Source organism: Oleidesulfovibrio alaskensis DSM 16109 (genome assembly GCF_000482745.1).
GTDB lineage: Bacteria > Desulfobacterota > Desulfovibrionia > Desulfovibrionales > Desulfovibrionaceae > Oleidesulfovibrio > Oleidesulfovibrio alaskensis.
The window spans coordinates 331573-349843 of the sequence record NZ_KI519494.1 but is presented as its reverse complement, the minus strand read 5'-3'; the positions used below and the strand labels follow the sequence as shown (position 1 = coordinate 349843).

The window sequence follows — 18271 nt, the reverse complement described above, 5'->3', positions numbered from 1 at the left end:
CATACTCTTTCCGCGGCTCCGGCGGCCATGCGGCAGGACAAAAAGGCCATGCACAGCCGCCGGACAGCACAACAGGCAGCATGTCGCACCCACAGGGAGAACACATGGATACCGGCAGAAAACTTTTTATCATCTGGAGCAGCTGCAATGCGGAAACAGCTCACAATCTTGTCTTTATGTACGCGGTCAACAGTCTGCGCAAAGGCTGGTGGGACCACGTGCGTCTCATAGCCTGGGGCCCCAGTGCCCGCCTGCTGGCGGAAGACCCTTCCGTGCAGGCAGAACTGCCGCGTCTGCAGGATGCGGGAGTAGAACTGTGGGCCTGCCGCGCCTGCGCAGAAAGCTACGGAATAGCAGGAAGGCTGGAAACTCTGGGACTGGACGTACTGTATGTGGGAGAAGCGGTGACGCACATGCTTCAGTCTGACTGGAAGCAGCTTACCTTCTGACCTTTACCGGTATTGCCGGATACTCCGTCCTGCCATGAATAACTTCCGCTGATGCGGTGCGGCATGCCGCGCCGCATCAGCAGCCGGAACCGGCGCAGCCCCCGTCTGACCGCCATGCGCTATTTCCGGACCGGACCGCCCCGTCCGCCTGCCGGATATAATGGCGCCGCCCCCAATTCAGCGTACCGATCTTTACCTTTTTCACAAGCACATGCGGCGAAAAAAGCACACACTGCAAACACAAGATTGCACATATTCGTTGCACAATGATTCAACTCCTGCCTCTTTTCCTCTCTACGACAGAAAACAGCACCATTTATGATGATTATACCACGGCTTCACCCCTGAAATGCAAACAACTGTTTACATGTGTCATACTGACTATGCAGGCAACACGGCACCGGAAAACGCCTCTGTATCGAAGAATATACGCTAACCGCATGAAATACCGTGCTTGTTCACATTTTTCACAAGCTGGCACGCACGTTGCACATTCCCTTGCACAAATCACTACCTTCCGGTGCCCGCCGGAAGCTGATTCAGAGCAAAGGGAGACTCAACATGACCAAAATAAGCAGACGACAGGCTCTTGGTGTAGTCGGCGGCAGCCTGATGGCTGGTGCAGTGGCAGGCGGAACGCTGGTGGCAGGCGGCATGACCGGACAGGCGCATGCGGCGGCACCCGGCACCGCGGCACGGTTTCAGTTCGAGGAACAGCCGTTTTCGTGGCAGCCGCACATTCTTGACCCTGAAGAATGCGCCGTTGCCGCGTACGACGGTTACTGGCACAAAGGTTTCGGCTGCGGTTACGGCGTGTTCTACGGCATTGTAGGCATGATGGCCGAAAAATACGGCGCACCGTATAACCAGTTCCCCTTCAGCATGCTCGAAGTGGGCAAAAGCGGAATTTCAGGATGGGCAACCATCTGCGGCGCCCTTCTGGGCGGTGCCAGCGCATACGCTCTGTTCTGGGGACGCAAGGAACGCGACCCCATGGTGACCGAACTGTACCGCTGGTACGAGCAGACCGCGTTCCCCATTTACAACCCCGGCACCGCAGCCAAAGGCTTTGCCGGCGACCTGCCCACCAGCATAGCCCATTCGCCGCTGTGCCACGTTTCTGTGAGCAAATGGTGCTACGAAACCGGCATAGCCGAAAAGAGCAAAGAGCGCAGCGAACGCTGTGCACGCATAACTGCCGACGTGGCCAAAAAAGCAGTTGAAATAATGAACGCCAAACAGACAGGCGCATTTGTGGTCGAGCATAAGACACCTGAATCGGTGGAATACTGCGGCAGCTGCCACGGTGCCGGCAAAGAATCGCCCATAGTGAAAGGCAAGATGGACTGTGCTCCCTGCCACTCCGGCAGCGAACACACACAGGACAAATACAACAACCACCCGTAAAATCATTCCGCCCGCTACCGGTGACATACGCCCGCAGGCAGAACAGGCAGTCCCCGCCTGCGGCGCAGCACCGGTACACGGCCGGTTTCTGCATACCCGAACCTCCGGCAATGCCCGCTGCCGTACACAAAAAGCCCGTCCGGAAACTCCGGACGGGCTTTCGTATTTCTGTCGCATAATACGCGCGCCAGCCGCACGTCAGTCCAGAGAACATCCGCGGGCGCTCTGCGCTCTGGCCTGTTCTTCCTGCCTGCGGGCAAGCTGGTTGGCCGCGTTGTTCAGCAGCTTCACCCACACTTCGCCCGTACGCGTATTGAAAAGCAGCTTGCGGCCACGCGTGCCCTGCACCTGTTCGCTGCGTATCTCCAGCCCTTTGGCGGCCAGAACCTCACGCGCGGTCAGCACATTACGCCCGCCCACATCTATCATGCACCGGTCAGGATGTTCTTCGCGCAGCCCCATGCTGAAGGCGCCGCCGAACAGCTTCACCTCCACCTCTTCGGGATGCAGGCCGCGCTTTTCAAAGTTGCCGTACACCGCCTCTATGGCCGAATCAACAAACCGGCACGGCTCGTTACAGGGCCGGTAGCTTTGCGTGATCACCGGCAGCATTGCATGAAAGATGCCCGCCAGCTGCAGTCTGCGGCTAAAAAACGTGACCGAAACACAAGACCCCAGCACAGTGGAGATAAGCAATGCCCGCCGCGTGACGATGCCCTCGCCTATCTTCAGATGTACATGAGGCAGTCCGCAGTCGGCCAGCGCATGGGGTAAACCATGACGGGCCAGCGACATGCACTGCATGGCGGCGCGCTGTTCCGCACTGTATCCGGACATGACAGGAAGCCCTTTCCCGATACCGGACCGGACAGACACGGCACGCACCGCAAAACGGCAGGCGCGCGGAGTAAGGCCGGAATCAGGGGTTGACCAGTTCCTTCATTTCTTTACCGGCACGGAATACGGGCAGACGCTTGGGCGACACCTTCACGCTGTCTCCCGTTTTGGGGTTGCGCCCCACATAGCCCTTGTATTCCTTGACCTTGAAGGAACCGAAGCCGCGGATTTCAACCCTGTCTCCGGCTACCAGTGCTTCGCGCACGGAGTCGAAAAAGGTGTTGACCACCGCCACGGCCTCATCTTGAGACAGGTTGTAGTCCTCAGCCAGTGTCTTTACCAGTTCGCTCTTGTTCACAAGGTTCCTCCTAAGAGTCAATTACCGCAAGTACCACTATAAACTACATACATGGTTCAAGTATTCATGACAAGAAGGATAGTGAAACTATAAGCGTTCCGGTGCATTTTTTTTCCGGCACCCGTCAGATGTGGTTACGCAGCTTCAGTTCCACCGGATGCGGGTTAAGATAGTACTGCCCGGCAAGATACTCGTCACCGTATTTACGCACATAATGATTCAGCATGGTTACAGGCACTATCAACGGTACAAGACCGTTACGGTACCGGTCTATGATTTCGACCAGTTCCTGCTTTTCATCTGTTGTAAGCTGCCTGCGGAAATAGCCCATTATATGTTGCTGCACATTGGCATGCCTGCCCGCGGTGGCACGTACCGAAAGAGCTTCCATAAGCAGCCTGCGGTATTCCGTGCGGAACTGCTCCGGGCTGTATTCGCGCACGGCGGCAACCAGCCTGCCCATTTCGCGGTATTTCTGTGTGGAATGTGCCAGCAGAAGCAGTTTATGGCGTGTATGAAACTCCACCACCGCACCGGGTGCCATGCCTGATTCCAGCAGGTCGTACCAGCGGCGCACCACAAACAGCCGTTCTATGAAGTTTTCACGCAGCACGGGGTCGTTCAGCCGGCCTTCCTCTTCCACGGGCAGCAGCGGAAAATGCTCCATGAACGTTCTGGCAAACAGCCCCGAGCCTTTGAGCACGGGCGCGCCCACGTTCTTTACCTCACGCGGGTCGGTGAAAGGATACACCTTGACCCGCTCCATGCCGGAAGAAGGCGAGCCGCGTTTGAATATGAATCCGCACAGGCCCTGTTCTTCCAGTTCGCGCACCTTGCTGTCCGCCCAGGTCTGCATCTGTTCCGTCTTGTCCTGCCATGTCTTGCTGGTCATCAGACGCGGACTGTGCACATCACCGGCCAGCCGCATGGGTTCACGCGGGGTGGGCAGCCCGCATTCCACCTCGGGACACACGGGAACAAAATCAAGATACCGCCCCAGCACGTTCACTATGTACGAGTCGAACTTATGTCCGCCGTCGTGCCGGACCTTGTTGCCCAGAAGGCACGAACTGATACCGATGCGTATGCGTTCAGTCATGTTGCGCTTTTCCTGCTATGGGTTATACTGGGGCAAAACCACCAGCAAGCGGAGATCATGCACCATGTGCGCAGACCATACCACCCGCCACGGCCTTGATGTTGTATTTTTCGACTTCGGGGGCGTCATTGCCGAAGAGGGTTTCGTCAACGGCCTGCATGCGCTGGAAAACCGTTTCGGAATAGCCTCCGGAGAGCTGCTCGCCCATGCCACGGACATCTGCTACAACGGCGGCTACGTCAACGGCAAGATGACAGAGGCCGGATTCTGGCAGGAACTGCGCCGCCGCACCGGAATTGAAGCACCGGACGAAGAGCTGCGCGAGGCCATACTCTCGCGGTTTCTCATCCGCCTGTACATGCTTGATGCCGTCAACGCAGTGCGCTGCGCGGGCATACGCGCCGTCATCGCCAGCGACCAGACAAACTGGCTGGAAGAACTGGACGCCGCACACCGCATCTACGCACAGTTCGATCTGGTATTCAATTCATACCGTGTGGGCATGAACAAGCGCAGCACAGATTTTTTCGACTTCATCTGCCAGCGCACCGGTGTACGGCCGGACCGCGCGCTCTTTATCGACGACAACGCAGGGCACATCGGCAGAGCGGCATCACGCGGGCTCAACACCCTGCTGTATACCAGCTACGAGGCGTTTTACAAAGGGCTTACCGCACATATACCGGAACTGCGGCTGGAAGCCTGCGCACGATAACGCATTGCCTTTTGCCGCGTTTTGACATACCGATTGCTACCGTTCAACCTCACACAGCTGTGCCGGAGACAGGTTCCGGCAGGAACATCATCATGCAGAAAGCTACCCATTCCATAACGCCTGAAGGTTTTCCCGTCATCGGTCTGACCGCGCTTGCCGCACTGGTCTTCGCCATCATCGACTGCTGGTTCATGGCCGTTGTGTTTCTGCTGCTGTGCTGGTTCAGCGTGCATTTTTTCCGCGATCCGGAAAGGGTGGTGCCTTCGGCCCCCGGCGCAGGGGTAAGCCCCGCAGACGGCCGCATCATAAAAGTGCAGCCCATGCCCGACCCTTTCACCGGAGAACCGCGCATGTGCGTCTGCATTTTCATGAATGTCTTCAACGTGCATGTAAACCGCTTTCCGGTCAGCGGCACCGTGCAGAGCATTGCCTACCATCCGGGCAAGTACTTCAATGCGTCGTGGGACAAAGCTTCGACTGACAATGAACGCTGCGCCTATGACATAGTGGACGCCGACGGCCTGCGCTGGAGCATGGTGCAGATAGCCGGACTCATCGCCAGACGCATAGTATGCAGGGTGGAAGAAGGCGACACGCTCAGACGCGGCGAACGCTGCGGCATGATCAGGTTCGGTTCGCGGGTTGACGTTTACCTGCCGGAAGAGTATGAACCAAAGGTCACAGTGGGTGAAACCGTTTTTGCAGGGCAGACAGTACTGGCCGCAAAAAAGGAGCAACCGGCGGAATAATGCGCCGGACAACACCCCGCAAGGAATAACGAGACAATGGACACACAGACCACTCCCACCCGCAGAGGGGTGTACATTCTTCCCAACCTGTTTACCACGGCAAGCCTGTTCGCCGGCTTCCTCGGTATTCTGTGGGCTGCGGAAGGACGTGTGGAAATGTGTGCTCTGGCCATTCTCTTCAGCGCCCTTATGGACGGGCTGGACGGCAAGGTTGCCCGCCTGACCAACAGCGCCAGTGAATTCGGCGTGCAGTTCGACTCGCTGGCAGACCTTGTGGCTTTCGGGGTCACGCCCGCGTTCATGATGTACTCATGGCAGCTGCACGCGTACGGACGGCTCGGCATTGCCGTGGCGTTTCTTTTTGCGGCCTGCGGTGCGCTGCGCCTTGCCCGTTTCAATATTTCCACGGCTGTCACACCCAAAAAATTCTTCATCGGGCTGCCCATACCCGCAGCCGGATGCACCCTTTCCTCGCTGGTATTCTTCAGCATCTACGTGCCCGAGACCTTTGCAGCTGCGTTCCCCGCATTCTGCCTCGGCATCACGTTCGTTCTCGGCTTCCTGATGGTCAGCCGGTTCCGGTACGCATCATTCAAAGAATACGGCCTTATCAAGGCTCATCCGTTCAGCTCCATGGTTTCGGCCATTCTGCTGTTCGTTCTCATTATTTCGGATCCCAAACTCCTCGGGTTCCTCGTATTCGCGGGCTATCTCATTTCCGGCCCCGTATACACTCTCATTATCCTACCCCGCCGTCATCCCAAGCTGCTACGCGACCTATCCTAATCAGGATTGTCCGATAGCAAGCGCATCGTCAGATACCCGGAAGCGGAGTCTTCCCGGGACTCTACGCGCATCATAAGCCCGCAGGCCACGTGATGCAGGGAAGACGAACCCGACTCCTCCAAGCCCTGAAATAGCGGCACATAAAGCCGCATAGCCGTAGGAGTATCCCATGGCTGACAGATTGTACATTTTCGACACCACGTTGCGCGACGGCGAACAGTCGCCCGGCGCCACCATGAACATTCATGAAAAGGTGCAGCTGGCCCGCCAGCTGGAAATGGTCGGTGTGGACATTATGGAGGCCGGCTTTCCGGCTGCCAGCAAAGGCGACTTTGAAGCTGTGAAAACCATAGCCGCCACCGTGAAAAATGCACAGGTCGCCGGTCTGTGCCGCGCCGTGCAGCCCGACATCGACCACGCATGGGCAGCCATCAGAAACGCAGCACATCCGCGTATTCACACCTTTATCGCCACCTCGCCGGTGCATATGCAGTACAAACTGCGCAAATCGCCCGAACAGGTGCTGGAAATGGCGCGCGACGCAGTGCGGTATGCCGCAGGCCTGTGCTCCAATGTGGAATTCAGCGCCGAAGACGCATCGCGTTCCGACTGGGATTTTCTTACCCGCGTTGTGGAAACCGCCATTGACGCCGGTGCCACCACCATCAACATTCCCGACACCGTGGGCTATGCGCAACCGGACGAATTCGGCGCACTGGTGCGTTATGTCATGGAAAACGCGCGCAACAGCCACAAGGCCGTCTTTTCCGTCCACTGCCACAACGACCTCGGTCTGGCGGTGGCCAACACGCTGGCCGCGCTCAAAGCAGGTGCACGGCAGGCAGAGGTCACCGTATCAGGCATAGGCGAACGTGCCGGCAACGCCGCGCTGGAAGAACTTGTCATGTCCCTGCGGACACGGCATGCTTACTACGACATGGAAACAGGAATAAAGTCAGAGCAGCTTTTCCCTGCCTGCCGCTTGCTTTCCATGATCATCGGGCAGCCCATACCCGCCAACAAAGCCATTGTAGGGGCCAACGCCTTTGCGCACGAGTCAGGCATCCATCAGGACGGCATGCTGAAAAACCGCGAGACATACGAAATAATGACGCCGGAATCCGTGGGTCGCACCAAGACGGAAATCGTTCTGGGCAAGCACTCGGGCCGCAACGCCATCAACGGCAAGCTTGAAGAGCTCGGCTACCGCCTGACTCCGGAACAGACCCAGCTGGTGTTCGATGCCGTAAAGAAGCTCGCCGACAGAAAAAAACAGATCTACGACGAAGATATGGAAGCGCTGGTGCTTGAAGAGGTGTTCCGCATACCCGACATGTTCCGGCTTGTGCACCTCAGCGTGCAGGCCAGCGATACGGGAGTTCCCCCTTCCGCCGCCATTGTCATGGAAGTGGGCGGCGAACGCCGTCAGCACACCACCTTCGGCGTGGGTCCCATTGACGCGGTATTCAATGCCATATCACAGATAGTGGGACGTGCCCCGCAGCTGCGGCATTATTCGGTCAACGCCATCACCGGCGGCACCGACGCGCAGGGCGAGGTAACAGTCAAGCTGCAGGAAAACGGCAGTGCCGCGGTAGGCCGCGGTGCCGATGCTGATATCATCACAGCCAGTGCAAAAGCGTATCTCAATGCGCTGAACAGACTTGCCAAAAAAGAACAGGAGGACAAATAGATGGCTCATACGCTTGCGCAGAAGATACTGCAGAAGCACACAGACCAGCAGGTGGGCGAAGCAGGGCAGATAGTGCGCTGCCGCGTTTCCATGGCGCTGGCCAACGACATCACCGCTCCGCTGGCCATCAAGTCCTTCAGGGCAATGGGTGCCGGCAAGGTGTTTGACAAAGACAGAGTGGCCCTTGTCATGGACCACTTCACCCCGCAGAAAGATATCGATTCGGCCATTCAGGTAAAAAACACGCGCGAATTTGCCGCGCAGATGGGCATAACCCATTATTACGAAGGCGGCGAGGCCGGTGTGGAACATGCCCTGCTGCCCGAACTCGGCCTTGTGGGTCCGGGCGATATTGTGGTGGGCGCAGACAGCCACACCTGCACTTACGGCGGGCTGGGCGCATTTGCCACCGGTCTCGGCTCCACCGACGTGGCCGGAGCCATGGCGCTGGGCGAAACCTGGTTCAAGGTGCCGCCGAGCATACGCGTTTCCTACCGCGGCACCATGCCTGCCCACGTGGGAGCAAAAGACCTTGTGTTGCAGCTCATCGGGCATATCGGCGTTGACGGAGCGCTGTACAAGGCGCTGGAATTTGACGGCCCCGTGGTGGACGCCATGAGCGTGGAAGGCCGCATGACCATTGCCAATATGGCCATTGAAGCCGGCGGCAAATGCGGGCTGTTTCCCTCCGATGACCTGACGCTGGCCTACACCGCCGCCAGAGGCCGCAACGACGAAAAGCTGAGCGCCGATCAGGACGCCGTATACGAACGCAGTCTGTCATTCGACGTTTCAGACCTTGCACCGCAGATAGCCTGCCCTCACCTGCCCGAAAATGTTCGCCCGGTTACCGAAGTGCAGGGCGTGCAGATACATCAGGCTGTCATCGGCTCGTGCACCAACGGCCGCATAAGCGACCTGCGCGAGGCGGCAGCCGTGCTGCGCGGGCGCAAGGTGCACAAAAGCGTACGCTGCATCGTGCTGCCTGCCACCCCGGGCATCTGGAAGCAGGCCCTGCGCGAAGGGCTTATCGAAACCTTCATGGATGCAGGCTGCATAGTGGGCCCCGCCACCTGCGGCCCCTGTCTGGGCGGGCACATGGGGATTCTTGCCGACGGAGAACGCGCCATAGCCACCACCAACCGCAACTTCCGCGGCCGCATGGGCAGCCTCGAATCAGAGGTGTATCTTTCCAACCCGTCCGTGGCCGCGGCTTCCGCCGTGGCAGGCGAAATAGCCGACCCGCGCGGCCTGTAGCAGCAAGGAGACAACGATGCAATACAACGGCACCGCCCGCAAGGTGGGCGACCACATAGACACAGACGCAATCATTCCCGCACGGTTTCTGGTTACCACAGACCCCGCGCAGCTGGGCGCCAACTGCATGGAAGGCCTTGAACACGGGTGGGTGTCCCGCGTGCAGCAGGGTGACATTATGGTGGGCGGCAAAAACTTCGGCTGCGGTTCGTCGCGCGAGCATGCCCCCATTGCCATACTCGGTGCGGGCATGCCTGTTGTGGTGGCGCACAGCTTTGCACGCATATTCTACCGCAACGGCTTCAACATGGGACTCATCCTCATAGAAATCGGCGACGACGCGGACAGAATACACGACGGCGACGTTCTGAGCGTGGATGTGGAAAACGGGCGCATCACCAATCACACCACGGGCGATGTGATCAGCTGCCCGCCTCTGCCGCCCTTTATGCACGACATTCTGGACAAAGGCGGACTGGTGCCCTACGTGCGCGAACGTCTGGCCGCCGGAGACGCATAAATGCAGGCCGCCATGGAGTGCCTGCCCTGCATGATGGCGCAGGCTGTAAGGGTAGCCCGGCTGGCCGCCCCGGACGATGAAGCCGTGCAGCAGAACGTGGTCAGGGTGTTTGCAGACCATGTGGCACGGCACGGCCTGACCGGCAGTCCGCCGGCCATGCTGCGTCCGCTGTATGCCGCAGTGCCGCGGCTTACAGGCACCGCAGACCCTTTTGCACAGGTAAAACAACACGCCAACAGGCGGGCGGCGCAGTTGCTGCCCGGTCTGCGCAGCAGGGTTTCGGCAGCGGCCGATCCGCTGCATACCGCCCTGAACATTGCCATCATAGGCAATTACATGGATGCGGGCACAGGCATAGAATTCGACTGGGAAGGCGCGCTGGAAACCGAAAACCGGGCAGACTGGTCCGCCCGCTGGTATCCTTCCTTCCGCACGGCCCTGCAGACCGCACGCACGGTGGTCATACTGGGCGACAACTGCGGCGAAATAGTGCTGGACACCCTGCTGGTGGAACAGCTGAACGCACTGGGTCTTGACGTGACCTACGCGGTGCGCGGGGCACCGGTGCTCAACGACGCCACCATGGAAGACGCTCTTGGCTGCGGCATGACACAGCTGTGCCGTGTGGTTGATTCCGGCGCGGACAGCCCCGGAGCATATCCGGAATCGCTTTCCGCCGGATTCACACACACCCTGATGCAGGCAGATGTGGTGCTGGCCAAAGGGCAGGGCAATTTTGAAGGCCTGCGGGGCCACCTGCGACCCGTATGGTTCGCGTTCAAGGCCAAATGCGCCGTGGTGGCACAGATGCTGGACGTGCCGCAGGGCACCTCGATGTTTTTGCTTCAACAACCGTAAGCCGGAACTCTCCGGTACGGACAGGGTCAAGGAGACCATATCATGGAAATGCGCATATGCCTGCTTGCCGGTGACGGCATAGGGCCGGAGATAATGGAACAGGGCGTGCGGGTGCTGGAAACCGTGGCCGGAAAATTCGGCCACGACATGGAATTTACCGATGCGCTTATCGGCGGAGCGGCCATTGACAAAACAGGCGATCCCCTGCCGCAGGAAACCGTGGAAGCCTGCAAAGCGGCCCATGCCGTGCTGCTGGGTGCTGTGGGCGGCCCCCGCTGGGACAACCTGACCGGCGCCGAACGACCCGAAGCCGGTCTGCTCGGCATCCGCAAAGCTCTCGGCCTGTTTGCCAATCTGCGCCCCGCAAAACTTTTTCCCGAACTGGCAAGCGCCTGCTTTCTGCGGCCCGACATAGTTGCCAACGGCATTGATGTCATGGTGGTACGCGAACTGACCGGCGGCATTTATTTCGGCACTCCGGCCGGTGAAGAAACCCGTGACGGCCTGCGGACCGCCTTTAACACCATGGTGTACAACGAAGAAGAAGTCCGCCGCATCGCCCGCGTGGCTTTTGAAGCCGCCCGCAAGCGCTCCGGCAGGGTCTGCTCGGTGGACAAGGCCAACGTGCTGGCCGTGTCGCGTCTGTGGCGCGAGATAGTCACAGCCACCCACGCCGATGAATTCCCCGACGTGGAGCTTTCGCACATGTATGTTGACAACGCGGCCATGCAGCTGGTGCGCGACCCATCGCAGTTTGACGTCATCGTGACCGGCAACCTGTTCGGCGACATTCTTTCGGATGAAGCTTCGGTCATCACCGGTTCCATTGGCATGCTGCCATCGGCTTCGCTGGGTGCCGGAGGGCCCGGACTGTTCGAACCCATCCACGGCTCCGCCCCCGACATCGCCGGGCAGAACAAAGCCAACCCGCTGGCTACCATTCTTTCCACAGCCATGATGCTGCGCCACAGCTTCGGGCTGGAAAAAGAAGCAGAAGCCGTCGAAGGCGCCGTGCAACAGGTACTTAAAGCCGGCTACCGCACCGGTGACATAATGGATCAGGGCGGCACGCTGGTGGGATGCAACACCATGGGCAACCTTGTCAACGAACGCATCTGACGACCCGCAGCCCGTGTCCCGCCAACGGGGCACGGGCGCTATGGACTTGGTGGGGCAGTGAGTGTACCATCGGGCCGACACCGGAGGTATCTATGCGAGCTGCCGTTATTTTTCTTTCTCTGGCCGCATGCTTCACAGCATGGGGGCCTCCGGCAATGTCGCAGGAACCGCCGCGCGAAGTGCGCATAGCCGCCGGCGAATGGCCCCCGTATATTTCCGCTGCCGGTTCCGGCATTCTTATTGATATCATCACACAGGCTTACGAGCATGCCGGCTATGTCGCGCACACCTGTGTGCTGCCGTGGCAGCGGGCCGTCAGCAAAGTGACTGACGGCTCCATGGATGTGCTGCTGGCCGTGTACGATTCACCCCGCAACCGCGAACGCTACACGCTCTCATCAGGCCTGCTGCGCATCGACAGCATGTTTGCCGTGCTTGCCGGTTCGCCGGCCGGTGCGCCCGGCCCCACAGCCGCGCATACGCTGGGAGTGGTGAAAGACAGCATGTTCGGCCCGGAATTACTGCGTAGAGGTTTTTCCCGCGTGGAACAGGCTCCCGATGAAGACAGCAACATGAAAAAGCTGCTCACCGGCCGTGTGGACGCCATTCTGGACACCGAGGCCACCCTGCTGGAATCGCTGAACAGACTTTCCGCCGTTGAACAGCAGGGTATACGTCTGCTTTGTCCGCCTTTTGCTTCTCGCCCTGTCTTTGCAGCATTGCTTGCCACCAATGACAGAAGCACGCAGCTGCTTGCCGCGCTGGAAGAAGGGCTGGCCATCATGCACCGCGACGGTTGCTACGACCGCATCCGGCTGCGGTACGGGCTTACTCCCAACGCCATCGCCAATCTGCCGCGGCCCCCTGCCCCCCGCCGTGTTCAGGCCTCCGGCCTGTAGGCCGGAAACGACGGACCAGACAGGCGCCGCACGCAGGACGACCGGCCGGAAAAAAATGCGGCCTTACGGCCGCACCTTCTGCTGCATACAAAATTCATCTGCCGGCTGACGGCAGCAGGTATTGCCCGCGCAGCATGCAGGCACCGCCGGACAACGCTGAGAAATCACGGAAAAACACTTTTGCGGACGAAAAGACGCCACACCGCGCCGGGCGGTCAGCGTCTGTCGTCAAACCGCCGCTGCCAGTCAAAATCGCGGCTGGTCACAGCATCCTCCATACGGCGGATACGCCTGTCAAGACGTGCAAACTGTTCCTTAAGCCGCGCCAGTGCCGCCTTGCGCGAAGATACATACGAAGAATAGAATTCTCCCTCGTGGATATCGCGCACCGGCATGACGGGCTTAGGCTTCATCAGCAGCCCGGCCAGAATATAAATTCCCAGCGCAGGCCAGATACCTGTCGCCAGCGCACCGAGAATGGTAAACAGGCGTATCCAGACCGGCTCGACTTCAAAATATTCGGCCAGCCCCTTGCACACACCCATTATCTTTCCGTCACGCGCGCGGTACAGCGTTCTGCCTTCCGGCGGCGGACAGGAATTGTGATTGCGGCCGCCGCGGCAGCCTGCAGGACCAAATCTTCTCATCGCTCATCCTCCCTGCGGGCGGACCGCGCATCACGCTCCAGCAGCAGCGTTTCCAATGCTTCAACCCGCTGTTCCATACGGTTCATGCCCCTGTACAATTCCTGAATCATACGGGCTTCATCCGTGGCGGCGTCCGCATCGGCACCGGGGCGTCTGTCGCGCAGCAGGCGCAGCAGCAGCACCAGTACAACGGCTATGGCTATAAGCGGCAGTATCATAAACCAGAACATGCCAAAAGAAGCAGTGTGCGGAAACATGGTGACGTAGACTCCCTGTTATCTGAAAAACGGCAGACAAAGCCGCGGCAGCGGGTGGCAACATACAGGCCAGCCATGCTACCCCAGCACGGCGCGGCATACAACCACCAGCCCCCGCACGCCCTGCCCGTTTTTTTACGCGGAAGGATTCACCTTGCGGCGCAGGGCATCCAGTTCACGCTCTATTTCATCCGCACCTTCCAGCTGGGCAAACCGGTCCTCAAGGTCGGGCTTGCGCTGCGGGACTTCAATCTCGGCTTCGGCTTCCATAAACTCGACCCGCTGTTCCAGCTCGTCAAAACGGCGCATGGCGTCCAGCGAAACAGCGCGGTTCACATCACGCCGAGCCTGCGTACGCACTCTGGCATGCGCATGGCGCTGCATGAGCAGGCGCTGCTTTTCACGTGCCGATGCCAGCTTTTCTTCCAGCGTGGCTATATCGTTGCGCGCCTCGGCCACCAGAGCCTCACAGCCGGCCATCTCGCGCAGCAACGCATCCGCACGTTCCTGTTCGCGCCGTTTTTCCAGCAGCGCTTCGCGCGCCAGATCTTCGCGCCCGCGGCTGACAGCCAGTTCAGCCCGCTGTGCCCAGCGCTCTCTGGCCTTTTCCACCACGTCAAGCTCGCGTCCGACACGAGTGGCTTCAGCCATCGTACCGGCGCAGTTGGCCTTCAGCTCGACCAGCGTTTCTTCCATCTCGCGAATCATAAGCCTGATCAGTTTTTCAGGATCTTCTGCCTTGTCCAGCATGGCGCTCATGTTGGCACTCACGATATCCTTGAACCGGGAAAAAATACCCATGGCATCCTCCTTGGTTGGTTGGCAGTAAATAAGCACCTTCTGTGCCAGAGGCGCTCAACTGACACATCATTCTGTTTTTACAGTTTATTTTATATCGGGCACGAACACGCAATGTGGTATGCAAAACCATTTAGTAGCATTTTAAACCATATTATGGCATAAAAAACCATGAGCAGGCGTACACAGCCACATGCCGCCCACGTGGAAGCACTGGGCAGTTCCGATGTGTTTCTGGCATTTCAGGAACATGTATCCCGTGCGGCAAAGGTGGAAAGGCCCGTGCTGCTGCTGGGCGAACGCGGCACCGGCAAGGAACTGGCCGCCACCCGGCTGCACTACCTTTCGTCGCGCTGGCAGGGGCCGCTGGTCACATTGAACTGTGCGGCCATATCACCTGCCCTCATAGAATCGGAACTCTTCGGCCACGAAAGCGGTGCCTTCACCGGCGCCGAAAGACAGCGCCGGGGCAGATTCGAGCAGGCGCACGGCGGCACCCTGTTTCTGGACGAGATAGGCAACATGCCGCCGGCCATGCAGGAAAAAATTCTGCGCGTTGTCGAATACGGCGTTTTCGAGCGCGTCGGCGGTTCACACGCCGTGGAGACAGACGTGCGCATAGTGGCCGCCACCAATGTTGATCTGGCGCGCATGGCCGATGCAGGCCGGTTCAAACGGGATCTGCTGGACAGGCTGGCATTTGAGGTGCTCACGCTGCCCCCGCTGCGGGAACGGGGTGAAGACATCATGCTGCTGGCACGGCGTTTTGCCGCTTCCATGGCCGCGGAACTGGGCAGACCGGAAACGCCGCGGTTTACCCCGCACGCCGAAGCCGCCCTGAAAAATCACAGCTGGCCCGGCAACGTGCGCGAACTGAAAAACACAGTCGAGCGCGCCGTGTTTCACTCTGACGGCGCTCTCATAGATACCATAGAAACAGACCCTTTTGTCTCTCCCTGGCGGCAGGGGCTTGCGGCACCATATCCGGAACACCACGGCACAGAAAATCCGGACCCTCCTTCACAACGTCCGCAGGCGCCCTGCCCGCAAGGGGACACCGCGCCCTTTCCTTCTTCCGTGCCCGATCTTTCCATACCGCTGCAGCGGGCCGCCCATGCACTGGAGCAGGAATACCTGCGCGCCGCGCTGGAACGCACACGCCACAATCAGCGGCAGGCCGCAGAGCTGCTGGGCCTGACCTACCACCAGTTTCGCGGGTTGTTCCGCAAACATAAACAGGATATTGTCGCTGACCCGTAAGGATGTAAACACGCACACAACAGCACACAAGCGAGTAATGCCATGTCTTCCTTCAAGCGCAATGTCTACCTGAAGACAGTTCCCATACCGCAGGCTGTGGAAACCGTACGCGGGGCGCTCGACCGCGAATCGCTCGTACGCACACAGCGCGTCGCCTCGCACGAGGCCGCGGGCAGGGTGACTGCCGAAGCCGTGTACGCCCGTTTTTCCTCCCCCACATTTCACAGCGCAGCCATGGACGGTTTTGCCGTGCGCGCCGACGACACCTTTGCCGCGCGCGAAGATGCGGCGGTGACGCTGCAGGTGCAGACCGCCCGGACCGAAGGGCCGCTGCAGGCCGGACACGCCGTGGCGGTCAACACGGGACACCCGCTGCCCGAAGGTGCCGATGCCGTTATCATGATTGAAAATGTGGTTGCCGCCCTGCCCGACAGCACCGCCCCGCAAAGCATCTCCATAGAAGCACCCGCCTTTCCGTGGCAGCATGTACGCCGCATCGGTGAAGACATCGTGGCGACGGAACTGCTTTTTCCGCAGGGGCACACCCTGACCGCATACGACGTGGGCACGCTGCTTTCCGGCGGCATATGGGAAGTACGGGTGTATGAACGCATCAGAGTCCGCATTATCCCCACCGGAGACGAAGTGCTGGACTTCACGGCACGTCCGGAACCCGGTCCCGGGCAGGTCATTGAAAGCAATTCACAGGTGCTGGCCACTCTGGCGCGCGGCCTGGGCTGCGAAGTGGAAAGGGTGGCACCGGTGCCCGACGTTCCCGAAGTCATCCGGCAGGCGGTTACCGCTTCGCTGGACGACAACGTGCACCTGACGGTCATCTGTGCCGGTTCGTCGGCAGGCAGCAAGGATTACACACGCGCCACCATTGCGGCACTGGGTGAAGTGCTGGTGCACGGCATAGCCGCCATGCCCGGCAAACCTTCACTGCTGGGGCTGTGCAAGGGACGGCTGGTGGCAGGTGCACCGGGCTATCCTGTAAGCTCGGTCATCTGTTTTGAAGAACTGCTCGCCCCGCTCATAGCCTGGCTGGGACGCGGCGAGGCACCCCGCCGCGAAAGCGTCACCGTGGAAATGACGCGCAAAGTCCCCTCCAAGCTGGGAGTGGAAGAATTTCTGCGCCTTTCCGTGGGACGCGTAGGACACAAATACATGGCCACTCCGCTGGGACGCGGGGCAGGCTGCATCACCACGCTGTCGCGGGCACAGGCCGTCACACGCATACCCGCCAACGCCGAAGGTCTCGAACAGGGGCAGTCCGTACCTGCCGAGCTTATGGTATCGCGCACGGCGCTGGAACGTACTCTGGTATGTGTGGGCAGCCACGACAACACGCTGGACGCGCTGGCCGATGAACTGATGGGACTGGACACCCCATGCCGTCTCGCCTCCAGCCATGTGGGCAGCATGGGCGGCATCATGGCGGTCAAAAACGGCTCGTGCCACATGGCCGGAGTGCATCTGTTCGACCCCGATTCGGGCGACTACAATATGCCGTTCATCCGCAAATACCTGCCGGAAACACCCGCCGTACTGATCAATCTTGCCATACGGCATCAGGGTTTCATCGTACCGGCGGGCAACCCCCACAACATCCGCGGCATAGAAGACGTGGCCCGGCAAGGGCTGCGCTTCATCAACAGACAGCGCGGCGCAGGTACCCGCATACTTTTTGACTGGCACCTGAAGCAATGCGGGCTGCAGTCCGATGCAATCCGCGGCTACGGCAAGGAAGAATACACCCACATGGCCGTGGCAGCCAATGTGCTGACCGGCAGTGCCGACTGCGGGCTGGGCATACGGGCCGCCGCCAAAGCGCTGGGGCTGGATTTTGTTCCGCTGGCGCGCGAACGCTACGACCTGCTTATCCCCGAACAGTTCATGGAAGACCCGCGCGTCATGGCCGTCATGCAGCTGCTGGGCTCGCCCGCTTTTCTGGCACGCATAGAAGCGCTGGGCGGATACGAGACAACACTCACCGGACAGGTCATGCAGGCCGGTACCGCACTGGGAGAACACGGCAGATGAAACTGAAAAGTCCCATATTCGAACAAGGTGAACTGCTGCCCGCGGCCAACCCGCAACACGGCGGAGAATCACCGCCTCTTGCGTGGGAAGATGTGCCGGAAGGCACGGCATCTTTTGTGCTGCTGTGCGACGACCCCGATGCCGACGGCGGCACGGCCACGCTGTGGATGCTGTATAATCTGCCCGCAGACCTGCGGTCGCTTGAGGCCGGCATCGCCGACGATTTTGCCCCGCTCAAAGGGGCCGCTCACGGTATCAACACCAGAGGCAACTGTAGATACGATGCCCCGCAGCCATCCTGTCATCCCAGACGGGTATACTACAGGCTGTATGCGCTTGACAGCCGCCTTTCGCTGAAGGCGGGCATTGCGCGGGGGCAGCTGGTACGCGCCATGGAAGGCCATATTATTTCCGAAGCGTGTCTGACAACCGTGGTCGGCAGCGCCCATACCGCATAAATCCTGCGGCAGCTGGCGCAGAACCTGCGGCCGGATACGCGTCCGGAAAAACAGCCGGTGAA

The 18271-nt window shown here is 59.8% G+C and carries 20 protein-coding genes; 14 read left to right on the top strand and 6 right to left on the bottom strand.

Features of this window, described 5'->3' with window-relative positions; all coding sequences use genetic code 11:
* Positions 1–104: 104 nt before the first annotated feature.
* Both H586_RS0113610 and H586_RS0113600 read left to right on the top strand, forming a co-directional pair.
* Complete coding sequence (locus H586_RS0113610; protein ID WP_011368955.1) at positions 105–449, top strand: DsrE family protein; 345 nt, start codon at positions 105–107, stop codon at positions 447–449.
* A 561-nt stretch (positions 450–1010) separates the two neighbouring features.
* Positions 1011–1856: a split-Soret cytochrome c gene (locus tag H586_RS0113600; protein WP_027182334.1), complete on the top strand. Its 846-nt coding sequence runs from the start codon at positions 1011–1013 to the stop codon at positions 1854–1856.
* Positions 1857–2054: 198 nt separating this feature from the next.
* Here H586_RS0113600 and H586_RS19340 read toward each other — a convergent pair whose 3' ends face one another.
* The 3 genes from H586_RS19340 to H586_RS0113585 all read right to left on the bottom strand — a co-directional run bounded on the left by H586_RS19340 (position 2055) and on the right by H586_RS0113585 (position 4150).
* On the bottom strand, positions 2055–2693 hold the full coding sequence (locus H586_RS19340; protein WP_011368957.1) for a chemotaxis protein CheD: 639 nt from the start codon (positions 2691–2693) through the stop codon (positions 2055–2057).
* Between the two features lie 82 nt (positions 2694–2775).
* The gene (locus H586_RS0113590) at positions 2776–3051 is read right to left on the bottom strand and encodes an HU family DNA-binding protein (RefSeq protein WP_011368958.1); all 276 of its coding nucleotides are present in this window, start codon (positions 3049–3051) and stop codon (positions 2776–2778) included.
* 124 nt (positions 3052–3175) lie between these two features.
* Positions 3176–4150 carry a YbgA family protein gene (locus tag H586_RS0113585; RefSeq protein WP_027182333.1) on the bottom strand — a complete coding sequence of 325 codons (975 nt, stop codon included), beginning with the start codon at positions 4148–4150 and terminating at the stop codon, positions 3176–3178.
* Positions 4151–4214: 64 nt separating this feature from the next.
* On the opposite strand from H586_RS0113585, the gene H586_RS0113580 reads away from it, so the two are divergent.
* From H586_RS0113580 to H586_RS0113540, 9 genes are all read left to right on the top strand, one after another.
* A complete protein-coding gene (locus tag H586_RS0113580) occupies positions 4215–4865 on the top strand; it encodes an HAD family hydrolase (RefSeq protein ID WP_027182332.1) in 651 nt (216 codons plus the stop codon).
* Positions 4866–4957: 92 nt separating this feature from the next.
* On the top strand, positions 4958–5614 hold the full coding sequence (locus H586_RS0113575; protein WP_011368961.1) for a phosphatidylserine decarboxylase family protein: 657 nt from the start codon (positions 4958–4960) through the stop codon (positions 5612–5614).
* 36 nt (positions 5615–5650) lie between these two features.
* Positions 5651–6400 carry a CDP-diacylglycerol--serine O-phosphatidyltransferase gene (gene pssA, locus H586_RS0113570; protein ID WP_011368962.1) on the top strand — a complete coding sequence of 250 codons (750 nt, stop codon included), beginning with the start codon at positions 5651–5653 and terminating at the stop codon, positions 6398–6400.
* A gap of 169 nt (positions 6401–6569) precedes the next feature.
* Positions 6570–8093, top strand: a complete 1524-nt coding sequence (locus H586_RS0113565) for a 2-isopropylmalate synthase (protein ID WP_027182331.1) — start codon at positions 6570–6572, stop codon at positions 8091–8093.
* Positions 8094–9350 (top strand): 3-isopropylmalate dehydratase large subunit, encoded by a 1257-nt coding sequence (leuC, locus tag H586_RS0113560; RefSeq protein WP_011368964.1) that lies wholly within the window; start codon positions 8094–8096, stop codon positions 9348–9350. It abuts the gene before it with no gap.
* Between the two features lie 16 nt (positions 9351–9366).
* Positions 9367–9870, top strand: coding sequence for a 3-isopropylmalate dehydratase small subunit (locus H586_RS0113555; protein ID WP_011368965.1), 504 nt, complete (start codon positions 9367–9369; stop codon positions 9868–9870).
* A complete protein-coding gene (locus H586_RS0113550) occupies positions 9871–10728 on the top strand; it encodes a damage-control phosphatase ARMT1 family protein (RefSeq protein ID WP_027182330.1) in 858 nt (285 codons plus the stop codon). It abuts the gene before it with no gap.
* 42 nt (positions 10729–10770) lie between these two features.
* Positions 10771–11847: a 3-isopropylmalate dehydrogenase gene (gene leuB / locus H586_RS0113545; RefSeq protein WP_027182329.1), complete on the top strand. Its 1077-nt coding sequence runs from the start codon at positions 10771–10773 to the stop codon at positions 11845–11847.
* Between the two features lie 92 nt (positions 11848–11939).
* Positions 11940–12746 (top strand): substrate-binding periplasmic protein, encoded by an 807-nt coding sequence (locus H586_RS0113540; RefSeq protein ID WP_011368968.1) that lies wholly within the window; start codon positions 11940–11942, stop codon positions 12744–12746.
* Positions 12747–12961: 215 nt separating this feature from the next.
* On the opposite strand, the gene pspC is transcribed toward H586_RS0113540, so the two are convergent.
* From pspC to pspA, 3 genes are all read right to left on the bottom strand, one after another.
* Positions 12962–13393 carry an envelope stress response membrane protein PspC gene (gene pspC / locus H586_RS0113535; RefSeq protein ID WP_027182328.1) on the bottom strand — a complete coding sequence of 144 codons (432 nt, stop codon included), beginning with the start codon at positions 13391–13393 and terminating at the stop codon, positions 12962–12964.
* Positions 13390–13650: an envelope stress response membrane protein PspB gene (gene pspB / locus H586_RS19335; protein ID WP_011368970.1), complete on the bottom strand. Its 261-nt coding sequence runs from the start codon at positions 13648–13650 to the stop codon at positions 13390–13392. Before pspB ends, pspC begins: the two co-directional genes overlap by 4 nt.
* Before the next feature lie 135 nt (positions 13651–13785).
* Positions 13786–14451 (bottom strand): phage shock protein PspA, encoded by a 666-nt coding sequence (gene pspA, locus H586_RS0113525; RefSeq protein WP_011368971.1) that lies wholly within the window; start codon positions 14449–14451, stop codon positions 13786–13788.
* A gap of 168 nt (positions 14452–14619) precedes the next feature.
* Between pspA and pspF the strand changes: the two genes are divergently transcribed.
* The 3 genes from pspF to H586_RS0113510 are packed head-to-tail and all read left to right on the top strand — an operon-like array spanning position 14620 to position 18209.
* The gene (gene pspF, locus H586_RS0113520) at positions 14620–15708 is read left to right on the top strand and encodes a phage shock protein operon transcriptional activator (protein WP_027182327.1); all 1089 of its coding nucleotides are present in this window, start codon (positions 14620–14622) and stop codon (positions 15706–15708) included.
* Between the two features lie 42 nt (positions 15709–15750).
* Positions 15751–17751, top strand: a complete 2001-nt coding sequence (locus H586_RS0113515) for a molybdopterin biosynthesis protein (RefSeq protein WP_027182326.1) — start codon at positions 15751–15753, stop codon at positions 17749–17751.
* The gene (locus H586_RS0113510) at positions 17748–18209 is read left to right on the top strand and encodes a YbhB/YbcL family Raf kinase inhibitor-like protein (protein WP_027182325.1); all 462 of its coding nucleotides are present in this window, start codon (positions 17748–17750) and stop codon (positions 18207–18209) included. Before H586_RS0113515 ends, H586_RS0113510 begins: the two co-directional genes overlap by 4 nt.
* Positions 18210–18271: the final 62 nt, after the last annotated feature.